The 20,569-nt window shown below is 48.0% G+C and carries 19 protein-coding genes, 1 pseudogene and 2 other annotated features; of the genes and pseudogenes, 16 read left to right on the top strand and 4 right to left on the bottom strand.

Translation table 11 applies throughout. The features are described from left to right. Nucleotides 1–112 precede the first annotated feature (112 nt). Nucleotides 113–1,075, bottom strand: a complete 963-nt coding sequence (locus NSQ19_RS11995; RefSeq protein ID WP_340702896.1) for a D-2-hydroxyacid dehydrogenase — start codon at nucleotides 1,073–1,075, stop codon at nucleotides 113–115. 246 nt (nucleotides 1,076–1,321) lie between these two features. On the opposite strand from NSQ19_RS11995, the gene NSQ19_RS11990 reads away from it, so the two are divergent. From NSQ19_RS11990 to trpA, 9 genes are all read left to right on the top strand, one after another. Beyond that, nucleotides 1,322–3,298 carry a methyl-accepting chemotaxis protein gene (locus NSQ19_RS11990; RefSeq protein WP_340702895.1) on the top strand — a complete coding sequence of 659 codons (1,977 nt, stop codon included), beginning with the start codon at nucleotides 1,322–1,324 and terminating at the stop codon, nucleotides 3,296–3,298. Nucleotides 3,299–3,817: 519 nt separating this feature from the next. Further along, complete coding sequence (locus NSQ19_RS11985) at nucleotides 3,818–6,229, top strand: glycogen/starch/alpha-glucan phosphorylase (RefSeq protein WP_340702894.1); 2,412 nt, start codon at nucleotides 3,818–3,820, stop codon at nucleotides 6,227–6,229. A gap of 228 nt (nucleotides 6,230–6,457) precedes the next feature. Continuing rightward, nucleotides 6,458–6,883: an ABC transporter permease gene (locus tag NSQ19_RS11980; protein ID WP_315958997.1), complete on the top strand. Its 426-nt coding sequence runs from the start codon at nucleotides 6,458–6,460 to the stop codon at nucleotides 6,881–6,883. A 272-nt stretch (nucleotides 6,884–7,155) separates the two neighbouring features. Then, nucleotides 7,156–7,398, top strand: a binding site (T-box leader). 45 nt (nucleotides 7,399–7,443) lie between these two features. Then, nucleotides 7,444–7,693 (top strand) — a binding site (T-box leader). A gap of 172 nt (nucleotides 7,694–7,865) precedes the next feature. Then, on the top strand, nucleotides 7,866–9,248 hold the full coding sequence (gene trpE, locus NSQ19_RS11975; RefSeq protein WP_340702893.1) for an anthranilate synthase component I: 1,383 nt from the start codon (nucleotides 7,866–7,868) through the stop codon (nucleotides 9,246–9,248). Then, entirely contained in the window at nucleotides 9,229–9,828 is a 600-nt protein-coding gene (locus tag NSQ19_RS11970) for an anthranilate synthase component II (RefSeq protein WP_340702892.1), read from the top strand. Before trpE ends, NSQ19_RS11970 begins: the two co-directional genes overlap by 20 nt. Further along, a complete protein-coding gene (gene trpD, locus NSQ19_RS11965; RefSeq protein WP_340702891.1) occupies nucleotides 9,812–10,837 on the top strand; it encodes an anthranilate phosphoribosyltransferase in 1,026 nt (341 codons plus the stop codon). The genes NSQ19_RS11970 and trpD overlap by 17 nt, the downstream gene beginning before the upstream one ends. Further along, nucleotides 10,838–12,262, top strand: coding sequence for a bifunctional indole-3-glycerol-phosphate synthase TrpC/phosphoribosylanthranilate isomerase TrpF (gene trpCF, locus NSQ19_RS11960; protein WP_340702890.1), 1,425 nt, complete (start codon nucleotides 10,838–10,840; stop codon nucleotides 12,260–12,262). After that, the gene (trpB, locus tag NSQ19_RS11955) at nucleotides 12,240–13,445 is read left to right on the top strand and encodes a tryptophan synthase subunit beta (protein ID WP_340703186.1); all 1,206 of its coding nucleotides are present in this window, start codon (nucleotides 12,240–12,242) and stop codon (nucleotides 13,443–13,445) included. Before trpCF ends, trpB begins: the two co-directional genes overlap by 23 nt. Before the next feature lie 131 nt (nucleotides 13,446–13,576). After that, on the top strand, nucleotides 13,577–14,368 hold the full coding sequence (trpA, locus tag NSQ19_RS11950) for a tryptophan synthase subunit alpha (RefSeq protein ID WP_340702889.1): 792 nt from the start codon (nucleotides 13,577–13,579) through the stop codon (nucleotides 14,366–14,368). A gap of 259 nt (nucleotides 14,369–14,627) precedes the next feature. Here trpA and NSQ19_RS11945 read toward each other — a convergent pair whose 3' ends face one another. Both NSQ19_RS11945 and NSQ19_RS11940 read right to left on the bottom strand, forming a co-directional pair. After that, nucleotides 14,628–14,810, bottom strand: a complete 183-nt coding sequence (locus tag NSQ19_RS11945) for a YfhD family protein (protein ID WP_061566697.1) — start codon at nucleotides 14,808–14,810, stop codon at nucleotides 14,628–14,630. A gap of 79 nt (nucleotides 14,811–14,889) precedes the next feature. Next, nucleotides 14,890–15,012: a YfhE family protein gene (locus NSQ19_RS11940; RefSeq protein WP_073193833.1), complete on the bottom strand. Its 123-nt coding sequence runs from the start codon at nucleotides 15,010–15,012 to the stop codon at nucleotides 14,890–14,892. 87 nt (nucleotides 15,013–15,099) lie between these two features. Here NSQ19_RS11940 and recX point away from each other — a divergent pair, with 87 nt between their 5' ends. Both recX and NSQ19_RS11930 read left to right on the top strand, forming a co-directional pair. After that, on the top strand, nucleotides 15,100–15,915 hold the full coding sequence (recX, locus tag NSQ19_RS11935) for a recombination regulator RecX (protein WP_340702888.1): 816 nt from the start codon (nucleotides 15,100–15,102) through the stop codon (nucleotides 15,913–15,915). Beyond that, the gene (locus NSQ19_RS11930; protein ID WP_013860285.1) at nucleotides 15,896–16,213 is read left to right on the top strand and encodes a YfhH family protein; all 318 of its coding nucleotides are present in this window, start codon (nucleotides 15,896–15,898) and stop codon (nucleotides 16,211–16,213) included. The genes recX and NSQ19_RS11930 overlap by 20 nt, the downstream gene beginning before the upstream one ends. A gap of 209 nt (nucleotides 16,214–16,422) precedes the next feature. Here NSQ19_RS11930 and mutY read toward each other — a convergent pair whose 3' ends face one another. Then, nucleotides 16,423–17,541, bottom strand: coding sequence for an A/G-specific adenine glycosylase (mutY, locus tag NSQ19_RS11925; RefSeq protein WP_328014284.1), 1,119 nt, complete (start codon nucleotides 17,539–17,541; stop codon nucleotides 16,423–16,425). Between the two features lie 177 nt (nucleotides 17,542–17,718). Here mutY and NSQ19_RS11920 point away from each other — a divergent pair, with 177 nt between their 5' ends. The 5 genes and pseudogenes from NSQ19_RS11920 to NSQ19_RS11900 all read left to right on the top strand — a co-directional run. Continuing rightward, nucleotides 17,719–18,699: a metal-dependent hydrolase gene (locus NSQ19_RS11920; protein WP_328014283.1), complete on the top strand. Its 981-nt coding sequence runs from the start codon at nucleotides 17,719–17,721 to the stop codon at nucleotides 18,697–18,699. An 86-nt stretch (nucleotides 18,700–18,785) separates the two neighbouring features. Next, nucleotides 18,786–18,944, top strand: a complete 159-nt coding sequence (locus NSQ19_RS11915; protein WP_014097362.1) for a small, acid-soluble spore protein K — start codon at nucleotides 18,786–18,788, stop codon at nucleotides 18,942–18,944. 582 nt (nucleotides 18,945–19,526) lie between these two features. Next, the gene (locus tag NSQ19_RS11910; RefSeq protein WP_328014282.1) at nucleotides 19,527–19,853 is read left to right on the top strand and encodes a phospholipase A2 family protein; all 327 of its coding nucleotides are present in this window, start codon (nucleotides 19,527–19,529) and stop codon (nucleotides 19,851–19,853) included. A 33-nt stretch (nucleotides 19,854–19,886) separates the two neighbouring features. Then, a complete protein-coding gene (locus tag NSQ19_RS11905) occupies nucleotides 19,887–20,141 on the top strand; it encodes a hypothetical protein (RefSeq protein ID WP_003352739.1) in 255 nt (84 codons plus the stop codon). Nucleotides 20,142–20,295: 154 nt separating this feature from the next. Then, nucleotides 20,296–20,478: pseudogene (locus NSQ19_RS11900) on the top strand (IS1380 family transposase); the annotation flags it as partial. Nucleotides 20,479–20,569 lie beyond the last annotated feature (91 nt).

Below are 20,569 nucleotides of genomic sequence, written 5' to 3'. Positions count from 1 at the left end.
TTCGGATATCATTTTGCTCTGTGCTAAATATTCTAACAGCTGATTTTAGTTCTGTAAAGGGAAAAATGAAATAATTTAAAAATCACCGTATTTTTTGATTCGCGCAAACAGGTTAATAACCTTTTTTGTAGTCGACAAGATGAATGTCCGGCTTGTCACCAGCGAGATACCGTTTTAAATTCGGAATAAAGATATCCCGGACAACCCGTTCATCGTAATGTTCGGTTGAGCCGGCCGTGTGCGGGGTAATGATCACATTTTCCAACTCCCAAAGCGGGCTGTTTTCAGGGAGCGGTTCCTTTTCGAATACATCCAGCCCGGCACCGGCAATTTCACCGGAGGAAAGCGCATCGGCCAGTTCTTTTTCGTTTGCGATTTCCCCTCTGCCGATATTGATAAAAAATGCAGACGGCTTCATGCGGGCAAATGCTTCTTTCCCGAATAAATGGTACGTTTCTTTCGTAAGCGGCAGGCAGACGGCGACATAATCACAAAGCGGAAGCATATCATGGAGCTGCCCGTTGGTATACATTTCGTCTACAAACCCGGCAGGCGCACCGGAACGCCGCACGCCCAGCACTTTCATCCCGAAGGCTTTGGCAATTTTTGCCGTTTCAAGCCCGATTTCCCCGACACCGATAATGCCAATCGTCTTTCCATGCATTTCCAGCTTTAACCCGGCATGGTCCCATTTCTTTTTCGTTTGATTTCTGACATATGTATGGATTTTCCTTGTCAATGCCAGCATCATTGCAAAAATGGTTTCAGAAATCGGATAGGCGTGGATGCCGCTTGCGGAAGTCAGGAAGAGCCCCTTTTTCTCAAATTGTTCGAGCGGGAAACTGTTCACCCCCGCACTCCAGCTTTGAACCCAGCGGAGAGCGGAATCTTCCGATAATGCATCTTTTTCCATTTTTTTTCGAAAGCTCGCAATCACTTCAGCTTTCTTCACTTCACTCTGCCAATGCGCCGGATCTTTTCCGGCCAGTATGCGCCATTCCGGAACCAATTTCCTGATTTCATCAAGCAGGCCGGGGGCAAGATTTTCTGCAATAATCATGGTTCTTTCCGCCATCAAACTCCCTCCTTTATTCCATTAAATCATATATTCGATATACCGTAAAAATTTCCTGCTTTTTCTGGTAATTCCTGCCATAAACATTTCACATTTGCAAAAACCGCCATCCCTTCAGCCTGTAAGCCTTATCAATTATTTGCACGCATGTTTCCAGGTATAAAGCCCTATGAAAAAGTGACTAAAAGGTACGATAAAAGAATTAGTGATATCCGCTATGAAAATGATTAAAGGAGTTGCCCTGTTATGCGAAAGATGGTAGAAAAACATGTACGATGGAATATGAAAGCGAAATTGATTGTTTCTATCCTCGCGATCCTGCTCGTTCCATCTGTACTGATCGGATATTTTTCAATCAAATCAGCAGGAAGTGAAGTCCAATCGCAAATGCTGAATGCCGCTACGGAAAATGTCAATCTGTTGCAGAATATCATCCATGATGCGATCCAGCCGCGCATGGACGATGTGGATTATTTTTCTAAAAAAATTTCGGCCCAAACGGAAAAAAAACCGTCCGAAATCAAGTCGATGTTCAGCCAATATGCAAATCTGCATAACAATGTCTTGAATGTTTACGTTGGGACAGCTTCCGGGAAAATGATGATCGAACCGAATGGCAACTTGCCTGCAGGTTATGATCCAAGGCAAAGGCCGTGGTATAAGGAAGCAATGGAACAGCCCGGAAAAGCGATTGTGACAGCCCCGTACCAGGACGCGACCACGGGAAAAACGATTGTCACCATTGCCAAAACGACGCAAGACAACTCCGGGGTTGTTGCAGTTTCCCTGAAAATAAGTGCGATCCAAAAAATGGCAAAAGAAATCAAAATCGGGAAAAACGGGTATGCGGTGCTTGTAGACCCGGCGCGCCGCATCGTCGTGATGCCGGGAAGAAAACCGGGGGCGTATGCAAAAGAAAAAGTGTATGATACCGTATTTAACCATGTTTCCGGACACACTTCCTATACGTATCAGGGGAAGGAAAAAGTGATGGTTTATACAACCGACAGCCTGACGGGTTGGAAAATTGCAGGGACAATGTATGCCGATGAGGTCGGCAAAGCTGTACAGCCGATCATTGACCGGATGATTCTTGTCATCGTCATTTTTCTCGTTCTCGGTACGGTATTAGCCTATTTTGTCATCCGGTCTGTGACACGGCCGATTAACCACCTGAAAGAAGCAGCATTAAAAATTTCCTCAGGGGACTTAACAGAGGAAATTGATATCCGGAAAAAAGATGAAGTCGGCGAACTGGCTGTAAGTTTTAAAAAAATGCAGGGCAGCCTGCGCGACCTTCTCGACCAGGTCGATAAAAGCGCGGAGATGGTCGTTTCCTCTTCCGAAGAGCTGAAGGCAAATGCGGAAAATACAACGCAGGCAAGCCATGAAATCAACTCCGCTGCTGCCCAGATTGCAAGCGGTGCGGAAACGCAGACGAACGGCACGGAAAACAGCGCACAGGCGATGAGCGAAATCGCAAAAGCAATGGAAAAAGTAACCGACAGTACGATGGCGATTTCCAGCTTGTCCAATGCCACGCTTGAACATGCGAAGCAAGGCGGCGAGGCTGTCCGTGAGACGGTTGCGCAAATGAAGTCCATTGCCGGTTCTGTCGCGCAATCTAACGCAAAAATCCAGGCACTCTTTGAAAATTCGAAGCAAATCAGCCAAATTACAGAAGTGATAAAAGGAATTGCGGCCCAGACGAATTTGCTTGCTTTAAATGCAGCGATTGAAGCAGCAAGGGCGGGCGAGCACGGAAAAGGGTTTGCGGTCGTGGCAGACGAAATCCGGAAACTGGCCGACCAGTCGCAAAACTCGACCAAAGAAATTGAAAAGCTGATTACGCAAATCCAGCATGATACGGAAGATTCCGTCCGCGAAATGGAACAAGTGTCCAAAGATGTGGAAACCGGCGTGTCACGTTCCAAAGATTCGATCGGAAAATTTGACACGATCATGAACGGGATGAAAGAGATCACACCGCAAGTGGAAGAAATGGCGGCGATCTCGGAAGAAATTTCCGCCTCCGTCCAGGAAGTGACCTCGACTGCGAACGAACTTGCCCAAATTGCTGAAGAAAATGCGGCGGCAACCGAAGAAATGGCCGCTTCCATTGAAAGCCACCTGAAATCGATGGATGACATCAGCGATTCGGCCAGAGCGTTGTCCTATCTGGCGGAGTACTTGCAGGAAATGGTGAAGAAATACAAGTTTTAAAGAAGAAGCGCCCAAAGCAGGAATCTAGGCTTTGGGCGCTTTTTTTGGCGCATGGATTCAACTGAAAACGGGTTCCGCCCGGGCAAAGCAAAAGGCAATGCAAGTGCGGGAATTTTGGGGGATGAATTTTGCCCGCCGCACAACGGCCGTGGCAGTTGCCACGAGAGAAAACGATGGAGCAGCGGCCACAAAAGGGCTTCGGAGCGCCGGCAAAATATTTTCGGTGACAATGGCTCCGGCGTCCTTTAAAATAAAACTATGAAGCGGATGAACAAATTTTTTGAAAAAGGAAATGACCTTATATGGGGGGAGAGAAAAGCATGCATCAATATGTCAATTGGCCTGATGTGGTTTTTCAGTTGGGCTGGCTTATTTTTCTCTGTGCCGCCGGATTTGCGATTTATAAAATCTTGAAAATCAGGAAAATGAAGAATCAGCATTTGAAAAAATAGTGCAGGAACGGCTCTGGGCCTCTCCGGAGAAAGGGCTGCAGGACGGGCAAAAACGGGAGGAAATGGGATGGAACTCACAAAGGAACAATTTAAGGCCGATTTCGAAAGGATGCTGTCGGACTGCTTCACAATGGATGTGGAAAAATCTGATTTGACAGAACAGTATGTTACACTCGGAAAATTGATCGGTTCATATGCAGCGAAAGAATGGCGGAACACGAATCAGCGTTACTTGGAAAAAGGGGAGAAACAAGTTTACTATTTTTCAATGGAATTTTTGCTCGGCAGGATGTTGAAAAGCAATTTGTTCAACCTTGGCATTCTCGATACAGTCCGGGCGGGGCTTCAAGAAATGGGGATGGAACTCGAGGCATTGGAACAGGTGGAACTGGATGCCGGGCTGGGAAACGGCGGCCTTGGCCGGCTGGCAGCTTGTTTCATCGACTCAATGGCGACACATGCGATCCCCGGGCACGGAAACGGTATCCGTTTTAAGTACGGGCTTTTCAGGCAGAAGTTTGTCAACGGCTACCAGGTCGAACTGCCTGAAAATTGGCTGCGGAATGGCAATGTGTGGGAGACCCGCCGGCTGAACAAGGCGGTAAATGTGCGGTTTTACGGCAACGTCCGGCTTGAGAAAGACGCATCGGGACATTTTGTCCCCCATTATGAAAATGAAGAAACGGTGCTTGCCGTGCCGTATGATACCCCGGTAATCGGTTACGGGGACAACACGGTCAACACTTTAAGATTGTGGTCGGCAGAAATGCCGCTTGAGGATGCGAACACGGAGTACCATGCTTTTATTCAGCAGCAGAGCCGGATCGAAAGCATTTCCGAAGTGCTGTATCCGGACGATTCCAATTATGAAGGGCGCCTGTTGCGTTTGAAGCAAGAATATTTTTTCGTCTCGGCCGGCATTCAAAGCATTATCCGCACCTATAAAAAACTCGGCCTGCCGATTGCGCATCTGGCCGAAAAAGTCGCCATCCACATCAATGATACACACCCGGCATTGTGTGTCCCCGAACTGATGCGCATTTTACTGGATGAGGAAGGGATGGGCTGGGAACCGGCATGGGATGTGACGGTAAAAGTGCTCAGCTATACCAACCATACCATTATGTCCGAAGCGCTGGAAAGCTGGCCGACAGATATGATGGCACAGCTTTTGCCGCGCATTTATCAAATCATTTGCGAAATTGACCGCCGCTATATAGAGGATATGGCCCGTTTGTATGACCGGGATAAGATTGAGCGGACAAGGGTGATTTCGGACGGGAGCGTGAAGATGGCACACCTTGCGATCATCGGGAGCCACAGCATCAACGGGGTGGCAAAGCTCCATACGAATATTTTGAAAGAAAAAGTGCTTCGTGACTTCTATCACATTTTCCCGTCCAGATTTAATAATAAAACAAACGGCATTACCCATCGGCGCTGGCTGTTGCTTTCCAACGAACCGCTGAGCAGTTTTATTGACAGCAAAATCGGCAAGGAGTGGGCGACGAAGCCGACAGACCTGAAAATGCTGGAGCCATTTCGCCGGGATGAAAGCGTCCTGCGGCAACTTGCGGAAATCAAACAAATCAATAAGCAGCGGCTGGCAGACTATATTAGGAAAAGGACAGGGCTCACCGTCCGGACAGATGCCATTTTTGATGTGCAGGTCAAACGTTTCCATGCTTATAAAAGGCAGCTTTTGAATCTTTTGCATATTTTAAGCTTGTATTTTAAATTAAAGGATGATCCGGGAGCAGATATTTACCCGCGCGTTTTCATCTTTGGCGGCAAAGCGGCACCGAGCTACACTTACGCCAAGGAAATCATTAAGTTGATAAACGCCGCAGCGGATCTCATTAACCATGACCCGGCAGTCAGGGATATGCTGAAGATCGTTTTTATCGAAAATTACGGTGTGTCGCTGGCCGAGCGGATCATCCCGGCGGCTGACGTGAGCGAACAGATTTCACTCGCATCCAAGGAAGCGTCCGGGACGAGCAATATGAAATTTATGCTCAATGGCGCGGTCACATTGGCCACGCTGGACGGTGCCAATGTCGAAATCCGCGATCTCGTCGGGGAGGACAATATTATCCTCTTCGGGTTGACCGATCAGGAAGTTTTCCAATATTACCATGACCGTTCTTATCATTCTTATGATTATTATAAGAACAATCCGGTGCTGCACCGTGTGCTCGATGCGCTGATTGACGGCTCGATTCCCGGGGCGCAGGCGGAAGGGCGAGATGTCTTTGATTCCCTGATTAAATACGGGGATGAGTTTTTTGTATTAAGAGATTTCGAGGATTACGCGCTGGCGCAGAAAAAAGTGGACAAGCTTTACCGCGAGCCGCTCAAATGGCAGGAGATGGCACTCGTCAATGTTGCCAATGCCGGCGTATTTTCCTCTGATTATACCGTGCTCAAGTATGCCGGCGAGATTTGGAACGTGCATAGCAAAACAAGGCTTTTTTAACGGATTTCTGAAAGGCTTCCTGCAGGGGAAAACTCGAAAAGGACTGTTTGCTTTCAGCTGCTGCATACTGCCCGGAATTCTTCCGCTAAAAAGCAGCCGGCAAGGGCCGGGCTTTTCATGGGGGGACCGGGCATCCAGCAGCATAAGCCGTTTTCCGAAATTAAATTTTGTCCGAATTTTTGCTTTTCTGCAGGAAAAGATGCCGGCTTGGCGAGTATCATCCAATAGATTTCCGGCAGGAGGGGCTTAAACGGCATTGGATCAGTCATTAACAGTTTAACCTACTTCATTAGCGCAATTGCCGGGATTTCGCTGTTTATTGCTGGGATTGGGGTAATGAACATGATGTATATTTCTGTCTCTGAACGTACCCGGGAAATTGGCATTCGTCTCGCTATCGGCGCAACCCCAAAGAATATCTTATTCCAGTTCCTTTTGGAAGCGGTGTTGTTGACGGGAATAGGCGGCTTGATTGGTTTTGGGATAGGTGGTGGACTCGCGTGGCTCATTTCGCTCTTCTTACCTTTCCGTGCCGTGATCGGTGTAGGAAGCTTTTTACTCGCTTTTTGCGTCTCTACCTTTGTCGGCATTCTATTTGGCATATTGCCGGCTAAAAATGCAGCCAATAAGAACTTGATCGATATTTTGCGTTAGGATGTTGATTGGAAGAATACAGTGGTCTAAACAATGATGAATGTGCAAAGTAAAATGTCCTAACCGGACCCCTTCTTCGAACGAAGTGGCCATGCGTGCCCTTTCGCGTATTTTTTCCCGGGCAGGCTAAGCCACTTTTTCACAAGAAAGACAAGGTTTGTCCGCCAAATGTTACTTGGAAAAATGGGCTGAAAAAAATAAAAAATTTTTTGAAATGAAGGTTGACAATTCTTATTTTCAGCATTAAGATAATAATCAATCAATGAAACATTTTTCAGGCGATGAAGAAGAAGAGTAACCTGTATGGATTCCGAAGAGAGCCGGTGGGTGGTGCGAACCGGTGATGACGTGCAGGCGAATGGGCTTCCGAGCTTTCAAACCGAAACGATTCCGGAGTAGGCTTTGGCGAATGCCTTATCGTTACAAAAGGCAGGTATTACGGTTTTTCCCTGATACCGTCAAAGCCGGGCTGATCAAGCCAATAAAGGTGGCACCGCGGGTTCCCCGTCCTTTACATGGATTGGGAACCCTTTTTGCGTTCCGTTAAAAAATTCCATAAAAGAAAATCGCTGAGTAAGAAGAGTATGCAAATGGCAAGCGTTCCAGAGAGCCGGCGCGGGTGGGAGTCCGGCACGAACTGCCTTTGCAGAATGGGCTTACGAGAGGTTTCCTGAACGGTGCAGTAGGGAAATACGGCTTCCCCCGTTACAGGGATAGGGTATAAAGAGTGGCTTGCTCCGTACCCGAATGAGCGGAAAGGTTTTAAATCCTTTCAAGAGAGGTGGCACCGCGTTGGAAAACGTCCTCTGTCCTGCAGCATCTAGCTGCGGGCAGAGGACGTTTTTTATTTAGCCGGGACCCGGGATCTGTGATCGGAACCCGCCTGTTAAGCGAAGGATATACAGCCGGTGCAGAGGTGAAGAGCCGGAGCGCGAAAGACGGCCTGCTAGTTACCATTTCAATAAAAAAGGAGAGCGGACGGATGCAATACAAAATGGTTAAGCTAAACGGTGATGTGTTAACGCCGGTCATGATTTTTACGAGGCTGAGAGGAAAATGCAAGTTTTTGTTCGAAAGTTCGCTGCCAAATGACAGCAACGGCCGGTTTTCTTTTATCGGGGCTGATCCGGTAAAAGCGTTCATCGGGCGGGACGATGAGCTGGAAGTGATTGACCGGATGACGGGGCGGCGCGAAATAAAAAAAGGAAAGCCGCTCGATCTTGTCAAAGATCTGTTGCCGCGTCTTGGCATTCAGCTTCCTTTTCCGTTTTACGGCGGGGCGGTCGGCTATATCGGCTATGACGCCATCCGCCAGTATGAAGAGATCGGCTATGTGCCGGAAGATGAAACAGGAATTCCGGATCTGCATTTGATGCTGTACCAAAACATAGCTGTTTACGACCATAAAAGCCAGACCGTCTACCTTGTTTCAACCGGGGAAGACGGAGAAGCAATAGAAAAAAATCTTGCGGCAATGGAAAAAGCGATTCGCCAGCAGACGAGCGCAGAACCATTTGTCGACTATGGCCCGGTTGATTTTGCCCCGGCCATTCAAAAGCAGGCATTTATGAAGATGGTCGAAACCGCAAAACAGCATATCGAAAACGGGGACATTTTCCAGGTTGTCCTGTCACAGCGCATGAAAGGGACGCTCTCACACGACCCGTTCTATTTTTATCGGAAGTTAAGGAAAGCGAACCCGTCCCCGTATATGTTTTATCTCGACTTCGGCGGCTATGTCGTCCTCGGGGCATCGCCGGAAAGCCTGATCAAAACGAAGGGGCGTGTGGTATATACGAACCCGATTGCGGGAACGTGCCCGCGCGCCAATGCCTTAGAAGAAGATGAGCGCCTTGAAAACGAGCTTTTACACGATGAAAAAGAACTTGCCGAACATAAAATGCTCGTTGATTTGAGCCGGAACGACCTCGGCCGGGTGTGCGAGCCCGGAAGCATCCGGGTGCAAAAATATATGGAAGTCGAGCGGTTCCAGCATGTGATGCACATCGTTTCGGAAGTACGAGGAAAATTGCGGGACGGTTTTAGCGGAATTGACGCGCTCATCTCCTGTCTCCCGGCCGGCACGGTATCAGGTGCGCCGAAAATCCGCGCGATGCAAATCATCAACAGTCTGGAAAGCTTGAAGCGCGGCATGTACGCGGGAGCGGTCGGCTATATCAACCTGAACGGCGACATTGACTTTGCGCTCGCCATCCGCTCGCTCCTGATTAAAGACAACACCGCTTATTTGCAGTCGGGCGCGGGCATTGTGTACGATTCCGATCCGGAAAAAGAGTATGAAGAAACGCTCAACAAGGCGAGATCGATTCTGGAGGTACAGACGCATGATTTTATTGCTCGATAACTATGATTCGTTCACTTACAACTTGTACCAGTATTTATGCGAACTTGGGGAGGAAGTAAGGGTGTTCCGCAATGACCGGATCACCATAGATGAAATCAGAAGGCTCAAGCCGGAAGCGATTGTACTGTCACCGGGGCCCGGCGTGCCGGAAGATGCCGGCATTTCCATTGAAACTGTCAAAACATTTTACCGGCAAATCCCGCTGCTCGGCGTCTGTCTCGGCCATCAGGCAATTGCCGCAGCTTTCGGGGCAGGGATCACAAAAGCAAAAGAAATCAAACATGGCAAAACTTCCCTTGTACGCCATGGCGGGAAAGGAATTTTCAGCGGGCAGCCGGATCCGGTCGAAGTGATGCGCTACCACTCGCTTGTCATGGACCGGACAAAGATCCCGGAAGTTCTGGAAGTGGTTGCCGAGTCTCTTGATGACGGCGAAATCATGGCCATTCAACATCAATCCGCCCCGTGTTTCGGCGTCCAGTTTCATCCCGAGTCGATCGGGACGGAAACCGGTAAACAGATGCTTGAAAACTTTTTACGCGAAATCAGAAAGGATGAGAAAGTTGAAACCGTATCTTGAAAAAATTTTGGCACAAGAAGGGCTGACGGTTGAAGAAATGCGGGAAGCCTCTCGCGCACTGTTTTCTGATGAAGTGACAGAAGGGGAGATGGGCGCATTTTTAGCCGCCTTGAAATGTAAAGGCGAAACGGCGGAAGAAATTGCCGGGCTGGTCGAAGTGATCCGTGAAAAAGCCGTGCCGGTTCCATGCAACGTTCCAGGGCTTATGGACAACTGCGGGACGGGCGGGGACGGCAGCCACAGTTTTAACATCAGCTCGACCTCCGCGTTTGTGCTGGCGGCAAGCGGCGTGAAAGTTGCCAAACATGGCAATCGCAGCGTCTCAAGCCAGACCGGGAGCGCCGATGTCCTAGAGAAGCTCGGGATTTCCTTGTCTTTCCCGGCGGAAGAAATTGAAGGCTTGCTGAGAGAAATCGGCATCGTCTTCCTGTTTGCCCCGAATGTCCATCCGGCCCTCGGAAAAATGATGAAAATCCGGAAAGATTTGCGGATTCCGACGATTTTTAACCTGATCGGCCCGCTCACAAACCCGATGAACCTGGAAACACAACTGCTCGGGCTGTACCGACGCGATATGCTCAGGACAATGGCAGAAGTACTCGGCCGCCTTGGCAGAAAACGCGCGCTCGTTGTCAATGGCGCCGGCTATCTTGATGAAGCATCTTTATCGGGGGAAAACCATTTTGCGCTGCTCGACGGCGGGAAAATTACCACGTTTACGCTGACGCCGGAACAAGTCGGTTTGCCGTATTACCCGCTTGAAGCGATCCGCGGCGGCGATGCGCAAAAAAACAGCGATATTTTGCTGTCAGTATTAAAGGGGGAAAAAGGTGCTTATCGTGATACGGTGCTCTTCAATGCCGGGCTTGCGCTCTTTGCTGCAGGGCGGGCAGAGACGGTAAAAGAAGGGATCCAAATTGCGGAGCAGGCAATCGAATCGGGCGCGGCACTTGAAAAACTGCACGCGCTCATTGAAGCGAGCCTGAAACTCACACAGGAGGCGATTTAAATGGCATTTTTAGAAAAGATTTTAGCCGAAAAAGAAAAAGAAGTGGCCCGTATCAAAGCTGCAGGAAAGGCTTTTGCCCCAAACGCGCGCAAAGCCCCTTCTCTTTATGAAACATTTATGCAGGCCGAAAAAACAAGCATCATTGCTGAAATCAAACGGGCCTCCCCATCAAAAGGGGATATCCGAACGGGCGTGGATCCCATCGGGCAGGCGCTTGCCTACGAAAAAGCAGGCGCCGGCGCCATTTCCGTTTTAACGGACGAAATCTTTTTTAAAGGATCGGTGGAAGATTTGAAAGCCGTAAGCGATGCAGTCCGGCTTCCGGTTCTCTGTAAAGATTTTATCATCGACGAAATCCAGATCGACCGGGCAAAAGCATATGGTGCAAGCGTAATTCTCCTGATCGCAGCGGCTCTTTCCCCCGAAAGGCTCCGCCAGCTGTACGATTATGCCCGGGGCGCCGGCCTTGAAGTGCTGCTTGAAGTGCACAATGAAGCGGAACTGGAAACCGCTGTTAAAACTGGGGCCCGGATCATCGGCATCAACAACCGCAATTTAAAGACGTTTGAAGTTGATCTCGGCGTTGCCGAAAAGCTTGCGCCAAAAATCTCAAATCCGGATGTACTGGTGATCAGTGAAAGTGGCATCCGCACCCGGAAAGATGTCGTTCGCGCTGAACATGCCGGGGCAAAAGGGATTTTAGTCGGAGAAACGCTTATGCGCACAAACGACCCGCAAACGGCAATGAAAAAGCTGGCCGGTGTCCCGGAAAAAAGGAAGGTAAAGATTTGCGGCATTCGCACGCTTGAAGCGGCCCGGGCGGCTGTCTGCGCGGGGGCGGACATGATCGGCTTTGTCTTTGCCGAAAGCAAACGGAAGATTACACCAGAAAAGGCGGCACAGATTGCAAAAGCGTTGCCGGAACATGTCGAAAAAGTGGGCGTATTCGTTAATGAATCTCCCGAAAAAATGGCGGAAATTGCAGAGCGGGCCGGGCTCGATTACCTGCAGCTGCACGGCGATGAAACAGCAGAGGACGCCGCGCAAATGCCTTATCCGGTGATCAAGGCTTTCCCGGTAAGGACAGATGCTGATCTCGAAGCGATACACCATTATCGGTGCGATCTGGTGCTTTTGGACGGTGCCGGCGGCAAATACCGCGGCGGTAACGGAAAGGCGTTTGACTGGGAACTGGCAAAGGCGCTATCGGATGAGCGGGCGGTAGTGCTTGCCGGCGGGCTCACACCGGAAAATGCCGAAGCCGCGATCCTTGCTGTCCGGCCGCATATCGTCGACGTTTCAAGCGGGGTGGAAACAAACGGGGAAAAAGACCCGGATAAAATCAAAGCCTTTGTGCAAGCAGCAAGAAAAGCATTTCAAAAATTAGAGGAGCGTGACAATGATGCAAACATACAAACTGCCTGATACAAACGGCCGTTTCGGGACTTTCGGGGGGAGATTCGTGCCGGAAACCCTGATGCCGGCTGTAAACGAACTCGAACAGGCTTATCATGAAGCCATGAACGACTCGGCTTTTCATAGAGAATTGGAGAAACTGCTAAAGCAGTATGTCGGCCGTGAAACCCCGCTTTATTTTGCAGAAAACTTAACAAAGCTTGGCGGCGGCCCGAAAATTTTCCTGAAACGCGAAGATTTGAATCATACCGGCGCGCATAAAATCAACAACACAGTCGGCCAGGCACTGCTAACGCTTAGAATGGGAAAAAAGAAAGTCGTTGCTGAAACGGGCGCCGGCCAGCACGGGGTGGCAACAGCAACCGTGTGCGCATTGCTCGGGCTTGAATGCATGATTTTTATGGGGGAAGAAGACATCCGCCGGCAAAAGCTCAATGTATTCAGAATGGAATTGCTCGGCGCAAAGGTCGAAAGTGTGGCGCAGGGCAGCGGCACATTGAAGGATGCGGTTAACGAGGCACTCCGCTACTGGGTTGCCCATGTGGAAGACACGCACTATATTATGGGGTCAGCAGTCGGCCCTCATCCGTTTCCGCAAATTGTCCGCGATTTCCAAAGTGTGATTGGAAAAGAAACGAAAAAACAGATTACAGAACAGACAGGCAGACTTCCCGATGCAGTTGTCGCCTGTGTCGGCGGCGGCAGCAATTCGATCGGCATGTTTTATCCGTTTGTGGAAGATAAGGCCGTAAAATTGTTCGGTGTGGAAGCGGGCGGTGCCGGCCTTGGAACCGGAAAGCACGCGGCGTCTTTAAGTGACGGCAAACTCGGCGTGCTTCATGGCATGAAAACGTATTTGCTGCAAAATGATGACGGGCAAATCCAGGAAGCTTATTCGGTATCGGCCGGGCTTGATTATCCGGGAGTCGGGCCGGAACACAGTTATTTAAAAGAAACGGGCCGGGTTACGTATACGTCTGTGAACGACGATGAAGCATTAGATGCATTTCGCCTGCTTTCGAGAACAGAAGGCATTATCCCGGCACTCGAAAGCGCACATGCCATCAGTTTTGCGCTGAAAGTGGCAAAAACAATGGGGAAAGACGAAACGATCGCCGTTTGCCTGTCAGGGCGCGGGGACAAAGATGTAGAAGCGGCCAGCCATTTGCTTGGAGGGAAAAACAATGGGTAAAATTCCGGAACTGGAAAACGTATATGCCACCGATTTTGCGCCGAGACCGGCAAAAACGTTTACCGTTTGCCTGTCAGGGCGCGGGGACAAAGATAGATAAGCGGCCAGCCGCTTGTTTGGAGGAGAAAACAATGGGTAAACAAAAATTGGAAGCACAGTTTGAATCGGTTCTTGCACGCGGTGATCAAGCATTTGTCCCTTATATTATGGCGGGGGACGGCGGAATGGAAGAGACGGAAAAAAGGCTTGCATTTTTAGAAGCTTGCGGGGCAACGGCAATTGAACTTGGTATCCCGTTTTCCGACCCGGTCGCGGACGGCCCGGTCATCCAGGCGGCTGGACTCCGCGCTTTTAAAGCAGGCACAACCATGAAAAAAGTGCTGGGCCATTTAAAAACCCATCCGAGGCAAGTTCCGGTTATTCTCATGACGTATTTTAACCCGGTTTTTGCCTTTGGTCTGGAAAAATTTGCAGCAGACTGCGCGGATGCCGGTGTTGACGGGCTGATTATTCCGGATTTGCCAATCGAGGAAGAAGAGGTAATTGCCGGAGAACTGGCAAAATGCGGCCTGGCGCTCATCCGGCTGGCTGCGATTACAAGCCCGAAAGACCGGCTTAAGAAAATCGCCTCCCGCTCTGAAGGGTTTCTGTATGCTGTTACGGTCACCGGCACAACCGGCACCCGCACAAGTTTTCACGACAATATCGAGGATTACCTGGCTTTCTTATCAAGCATCAGCCGGGTACCTGTTCTCGCCGGCTTTGGCGTTTCCAGCCCGGGGCAAGTCCGCCGTTTAACCCGCTACTGCAGCGGCGTTGTGGCCGGGAGCAAAATCATCGAGCTCTTCCAGCGCGGGGAAACGGAAAAAATCCGTGCGCTTGTGGAAAGCGCAAAGCAACAAGCAGCACCAAACCAGCTGTAAAAATGCCTGGACGCACGCGCCGAACCGGTTGCGCACACAGGCGTCCATGCTGCAACCGGGTTTCCCACAGGTTTATACACATCCCGGGCAGGTAAAGAAAAGGGATTTTGCTGGTTATCCACAATATCCACATTTTATACACGAAAAATGTGCACAAATTTATGCACATCCAATCGTATTGGCAATAAAGGCATTGAAAGGTTTATGCACATCATCCACAAAAAACGGGGGCCTCATGGAAAGGCCGCCCGTTTTTATGTTACCGCCTGTTTTTCGCTCTTTTTTCCGCAGCCTCGGAACGGGCCTGTGCTTCCAAGTCTTCCCCGTCTGCGAGTTCCCTCGAATATTCAATGTCTTTCCCGTCTATTTTCATGTTCTTCGGTACTTGCGGCAATGTTGCTTTATTTTTATCGCGTGTTTTATGCTGATGCCCGCGGCCCATTTAAAAAACCCCTTTCAAGCAGTTTGCGGTTTTCCCGCAAAACTATTTTTTGCGCAAAAGGTTTTTTTTAAACAGGCAATTATTTGCGGCCTCTGTCTGTGTATCCTCCGGCCCGGTCGGCTTTTTTAAATTCGTGCTGGTAAGTCACTTCCTGCATGCTTCTTAATGTGCTTTTCGTCTGAACTTTTTTATCTTTCGGCATTCGCAAAACCTCCTTTTTTGGATTATTGTTCCCGGTAATACCGCTTTCTACACTTTCAATGGTAAAATAGACAAGGGAGGGTTGCGTGTGCCGGTCATTACAAAAATCTCGGTTCAAAAAAACAATAAAGAACGTTACAATATTTTTCTTGACGGCCAGTACCGGTTCAGTGTTGATGAAGAAGTGCTGGCACGGTACCAGCTTTTAAAGGGGAAAGAATTGGATGAGCTTGATATTGAAGCAATCCTTGCCGAGGATGATATCCGGAAAGGCGTCAATACCGCCATCCATTTTCTTTCCTACCGGATGCGGTCGGAAAAAGAAGTGCGTGATGATTTGATAAAAAAGGAATTTGCGCCGGAAGTCATCCGGAGTGTCATATTAAAGCTTTATGAAATGCAGTATCTTGATGATGCGGAATTTGCCGCAAGTTTCGTGCGGACACAAATGAATACAACCCATAAAGGGCCTGTTGTCATTGAAAGGGAACTTCAGCAAAAAGGCATTCCACCGGAGCTGATCGAAAGGGCGCTTGAAATTTTTGATGCTGATCAGCAAGTGGAACACGCCCTTGTCCTGGCAGAAAAGCTTTCCAGGCAGCATGCCCGGTTGTCGGAGAAGCTTTTAAAACAAAAAGTGAAGCAGGGGCTTACAGTAAAAGGCTATCCGCCTGAAGTGATTTCCGCTGCGATGGCGGCGCTTCATGTTGAAAAGGATGAAGAAGCAGAGTGGGAAGCCCTTCTTCAGCATGCGGAAAAAGCAAAGCGCAAATACGGAAAGTTTTCGGGATCCGCCTACAGGCAAAAAATGAAGCAGTTTTTATACCGGAAAGGGTTCCCGGTTGATTTAATAGACCGCTACTTGCGGGAAGAGGGGGATGGAGATGGAAAAAAGATACAGTGAAATGAGCGAGTATGAGTTAAAGCAGGAGATTGCACAATTGACGGAAAAAGCGCGCAAGGCCGAACAACTTGGTATTGTGAATGAGTTTGCCGTGCTCGAGCGGAAAATTGCGATGGCAAAGTCGTATTTGCTGGACCCGGCTTCTTTTCAAAAAGGGGAAATTTATGAAATTGAAGGAGACCCCGGCGCCTATTTTAAAATTGATTATATCGACGGCGTCTTTGCCTGGGGTTACCGGGTCAGCGGCGGCAAACCGATCGAAGCCCTCCCGATTTCGATGCTGAAACTGGTGGATTGAAAGCTTATTGGGCGTCTTTGCCGCCGGCTGGGAGGTCGTTTACAGGGTTAAAAGGGGGCGCGTTGCCGGGCGAAATGGTTTTAAAGGATTTAAGGGCCAACAGCGCGCTTGTCGCGGGAATGTCTTTTTACAGAGGTGCAAAAAGACGAAAGTGTGCTCACCCCCTTTTGTCTTTCATCCCGGTTATGAAAGACATTTTGAAACGAAGCCTATCCTTTGATGTCCTTCACCTTTTCGCTTTTCACCTGTTCCCGGAAGGCTTTCCAAATTTTTTGATGGGGCACAGGAAATGCAAACGTTTCAATCTCCCTTGGAGGCACACATTTTAATTCATCCGTTTCCTGCACCTGGTTTAATATTCTCCCGCGGTACACCCGAATATCCCAAATTAAATGGGTAAAAACATGGCGTATTTCCGTAAAATGTTCGGTTTCAAGCGCTGCTTCAATTTTAAAAATTTCTCCAAGATAGTCCTTCAGCACCTGTCTTGCCGGCAAAACGGCACTTTCTTCCACTTGAACAAATTCCCACATATTTGCAAGCAGCCCTTTATCCGGACGCTTATGGATCAAAATGCGCCCGTCTTCATCTTGCAAAACGGCTGCCTGAAGCCGGATCTGTTTCTGCTTTTTCCCTTTTGATTTCACAGGCAGCTCATCAATGGTTCCCTCTGCAAACGCCCGGCAATGCTCCCGGACCGGGCAAAGTAGGCATGACGGCGATTTCGGCGTGCAAACGAGCGCCCCGAGTTCCATTAAAGCCTGATTAAAAAAAGACGGATTCTCCCGGGAAATCAGCTTGCGGACGGCTTCTTCAAAAACCTTTCTTGCAGAAGGCTTTGCAATGTCTTCCCATATTGATAAAATTCTTGCCAGCACCCGCATCACATTGCCGTCCACAGCCGGTTCCGGCAAGCCGTATGCAATGCTCAAAATCGCTCCGGCCGTATATGGCCCTACGCCTTTTAGCTTTGAAACTTCTTCCGGCGTGTCCGGAACCATGCCGCCGTAATGTTCCTTCACTTCTTTTACAGCAGCGTGCAAATTCCGGACGCGCGAATAGTAGCCGAGCCCTTCCCACGCTTTTAGCACTTCGTTTTCACCGGCATCCGCCAGCGCTTCAAGTGTCGGAAATTTTTCCATAAAGCGCCGGAAATAGGGGATGACAGTGTCCACCCTTGTCTGTTGCAGCATGATTTCCGATACCCAAATTTTATACGGGTCGCGGTCCTCCCGCCACGGAAGTTTCCGCTGTTCCCTCTCAAACCAGGAGATCAGATCCTCTTGAAAAGATTGTATATCAAAGTCGTCGATTGGCAAATTTTTCAATGTTTAACTCCCCCAAATGATTGCTATAACATTTATGAACGGGAAAAATACAATTAGGAAATCCTGAATGGCCGCTTTTGTCTATTGCAATTCTTTTTAATTTACCATATGATGAAGGCATATGAAAGAAATAAGCGCTTTAACAAGGAGCCAGAACCATTTTTAGGAGGAATAAGATTGGATACAGGAACCCATGTTGTTATGGGATTTGCACTTGGAGGTTTGGCAACGTTGGACCCTGTGGTCGCACAAGATGCGGTTCATTTTCACAGCGTTCTCATTGCCACGGTTTTAGGTTCACAGGCACCAGACATCGATACTTTGCTTAAATTTAAAAATAATGCGGTTTATATTCGCAACCACCGCGGCATTACACATTCTGTTCCCGCCGTCTTGCTGTGGCCGCTTGCCATTACAGCTGTGCTCAGCATCTTTTTCCCTGGAACGGATGCGCTTCATTTATGGCTTTGGTCTTTTTTGGCTGTTTTTCTGCATGTGTTCGTCGATATCTTTAATGCGTACGGGACACAGGCATTGCGGCCGTTCTCATATAAATGGGTCGCGCTCGGCGTGATCAATACATTTGACCCTTTCATTTTCACCATCCATGTGATCGGCATTGCCGCCTGGTTGTTCGGGGCGCAGCCGGGGCCGACTTTTCTGGCCATGTACATCTTCATATTTTTATATTATATCGCCAGATTCGCGGCACGTCACGATGTAAAAAAAGCCGTGCTGGCCAGGATTCCGGATGCGGAAAGAATCATTATTTCCCCGACTGTCCGTTTTCACCAATGGAAGATTGCCGTAAGAACGAAAGATGCCTACTATGTTGCATCCGCATTTAAGTCGGCGGTCACCATTCTGGACAAATTCAAACGGCTTCCGGTACCGGAAAATGAAATTATTGAAGCGGCAAAGCAGGATAAAAATTTGTCAGCTTTCTTAAGCTTTTCCCCTGTCTATAACTGGCAGATCAAAGAGCTTGATAACGGCTGGGAAGTCCGCTTTACTGACCTCCGCTACCGGAAAAACGGGCATTATCCGTTTGTTGCTGTTGTGAAATTGAATGAAGATCTGGAAATAACCGGTTCTTATACCGGCTGGATTTTTAATAAAGAAAAGCTGAAGAAAAAACTTGATGTTGTACCAAGATAAGGCGCGGGTTTTCCGTCTGAAAACGCGCAAAATAACCGGTGCGGGGGCCATTCCCCACCGGTTATTTTGTTAAGGAGGGCGTTAACATGCGGAATAAAGAAAAAGGGTTCCCGTACCATCATGACAATGTATATGAAGGCAAGCCGCGGGCAAAAGCTGAATATGCTTCGAAACGCGCGGACGGCACAACCAACACGCACCCGCAAGAACGCATGCACGCATCCGGCCGCCGCGGAGAGTCTTGACAGAAAGGGGCTGCCGGGATTGTACCGGCAGCCTCTGCTTTTTCAAAACAATAGCGTTGTAAATGGCATTTCGCCCGGGGACCGCACTCCTTTTGGCCACTGGCTGCAAGTTTTTTACTAAGGATAAAAGCCAAAATGGCACGTGCTTGGATTTATTTTTATGCAATAACTAAAAACATGTTATTAAATTCACTATTAAAAAAATTCTTGACAGGAAAAATCTCGTAGACTATAATTTTTATCGAAAGCACTTACACTGTAAAAAAACCGCATAAGTCGATAATCCAAAATGTTACTCAAACCCCACAGTAATGCAGATAATATCACTCAATTCATTTCCCAAAAAAAGAGACCTGAATCCGTGACGAAATTTTCTCTCAATGTCAAATGGTTTCCTTAAATTGGAAGGCATTTGTTTGAATGAATGTTTGTTTTTTTACATATACTATTAGGAGGATAAGAGGACAAGAAAGGGGATGATGGTTAATTGAAAGATGTAAAACTTGTAATCTTTGATATGGATGGGCTGCTGTTTGATACGGAGCGGCTTTACTATTCGGCAATGAAGCAGGTATAGGTACCATGGTTAATCAAATAAGTGATCAAATGATTAATTATTCCGATGATCAAACAAACGAGAAAACGATTAAAAAAGCTAAAATAAGTATACCAGTTTGGGGAAATTGGTGTGGACCTGGTTATGGCAGTGGTAAACCTAAAGATGTACTAGATGCTGGTTGTAAAGCACATGACAAATGTTATGGTGACAGACATTATTTCAGCTGCGCTTGTGATAAAGCTCTTGTTAATTATATAGATAAGCACTTTAGTAAAATGAAGCTTAAAGAAAAGGCTGCTGCTGTTGCAATAAAAACCTATTTCAAAAATACTCTTTGTGTTCCTATTTAGTGAAAGGTAAACGTATAAGCAAGGAGGGAGTATATGGATACTATTATTAAAATTCTAGCTACAATTACGATAATTATTTCCTTATTGCTTTGGGTACCTAATATTGTATTTCAACAACCATCATTTTTATGGATTTTAACATTTGTTTTTTCCGGTATTGGGCTTCTTCTCGCGGTAAGTATAAAATCTAAAGTTTTAATCATAGGTAATACCATAACATTCTTTAGTTTTTTTCTAGTAATGTTTTTTGGTTATCTTTTAGATTTCTTAACAACTCAATTATTTTAGTTTTTGAGAACACACTTAAGTAGAAGTGTGTTCTTTTTGTTTTCCCTTGTTTTGGGGAGGTAGCTGGCTAGTCGTGTGGGGGCTAAACCTTTGCGATGCAAAGTGTGGGCTCTGCGAGGCTCTTTCGGCTCCGCCGAAGCACGCTAAAGCGTGCATCAAACCGTGGCTGGATTCCAATCTCATTCTTGACTTTGATTCAAGTGTCGAAACGGTTTATGGAAACCAGGAGGGAGCGAAAATCGGGGTGAACCCCCATAAGCCGGGCAGAAAAAGCTACCACCCCCTTCTCGTTTTTGAAGGAAAATCCCATCTTTGCTTAAACGGTGTGCTAAGCCCAATTTATGATTGGATTCCAATTTATAAAAGTCCGCAATTTAACTTAATATTTGTTATATGGAGCGCTATTTTGATCATAGATGGTCTGATTA

The sequence above is a fragment of the Weizmannia sp. FSL W8-1119 genome (assembly GCF_038008605.1).
Classification (GTDB): domain Bacteria; phylum Bacillota; class Bacilli; order Bacillales; family Bacillaceae_C; genus Weizmannia; species Weizmannia coagulans.
Note: the sequence above shows the minus strand (reverse complement) of the source record. Positions and strands in the feature narration are given on the sequence as shown.

Excerpts from the sequence above, each read along its gene's own strand:
- NSQ19_RS11985 (WP_340702894.1), top strand. The coding sequence starts at position 3,818 with ATGGAACTCACAAAGGAACAATTTAAGGCCGATTTCGAAAGGATGCTG.
- NSQ19_RS11910 (WP_328014282.1), top strand. The coding sequence starts at position 19,527 with ATGGTTAATCAAATAAGTGATCAAATGATTAATTATTCCGATGATCAA.
- NSQ19_RS11930 (WP_013860285.1), top strand. The coding sequence starts at position 15,896 with ATGGAAAAAAGATACAGTGAAATGAGCGAGTATGAGTTAAAGCAGGAG.
- trpA (WP_340702889.1), top strand. The coding sequence starts at position 13,577 with ATGGGTAAACAAAAATTGGAAGCACAGTTTGAATCGGTTCTTGCACGC.
- trpE (WP_340702893.1), top strand. The coding sequence starts at position 7,866 with ATGCAATACAAAATGGTTAAGCTAAACGGTGATGTGTTAACGCCGGTC.
- NSQ19_RS11905 (WP_003352739.1), top strand. The coding sequence starts at position 19,887 with ATGGATACTATTATTAAAATTCTAGCTACAATTACGATAATTATTTCC.
- trpB (WP_340703186.1), top strand. The coding sequence starts at position 12,240 with ATGCAAACATACAAACTGCCTGATACAAACGGCCGTTTCGGGACTTTC.
- NSQ19_RS11915 (WP_014097362.1), top strand. The coding sequence starts at position 18,786 with ATGCGGAATAAAGAAAAAGGGTTCCCGTACCATCATGACAATGTATAT.
- NSQ19_RS11940 (WP_073193833.1), bottom strand. The coding sequence starts at position 15,012 with ATGCCGAAAGATAAAAAAGTTCAGACGAAAAGCACATTAAGAAGCATG.
- NSQ19_RS11945 (WP_061566697.1), bottom strand. The coding sequence starts at position 14,810 with ATGGGCCGCGGGCATCAGCATAAAACACGCGATAAAAATAAAGCAACA.
- NSQ19_RS11990 (WP_340702895.1), top strand. The coding sequence starts at position 1,322 with ATGCGAAAGATGGTAGAAAAACATGTACGATGGAATATGAAAGCGAAA.
- NSQ19_RS11995 (WP_340702896.1), bottom strand. The coding sequence starts at position 1,075 with ATGGCGGAAAGAACCATGATTATTGCAGAAAATCTTGCCCCCGGCCTG.
- trpCF (WP_340702890.1), top strand. The coding sequence starts at position 10,838 with ATGGCATTTTTAGAAAAGATTTTAGCCGAAAAAGAAAAAGAAGTGGCC.
- NSQ19_RS11970 (WP_340702892.1), top strand. The coding sequence starts at position 9,229 with ATGATTTTATTGCTCGATAACTATGATTCGTTCACTTACAACTTGTAC.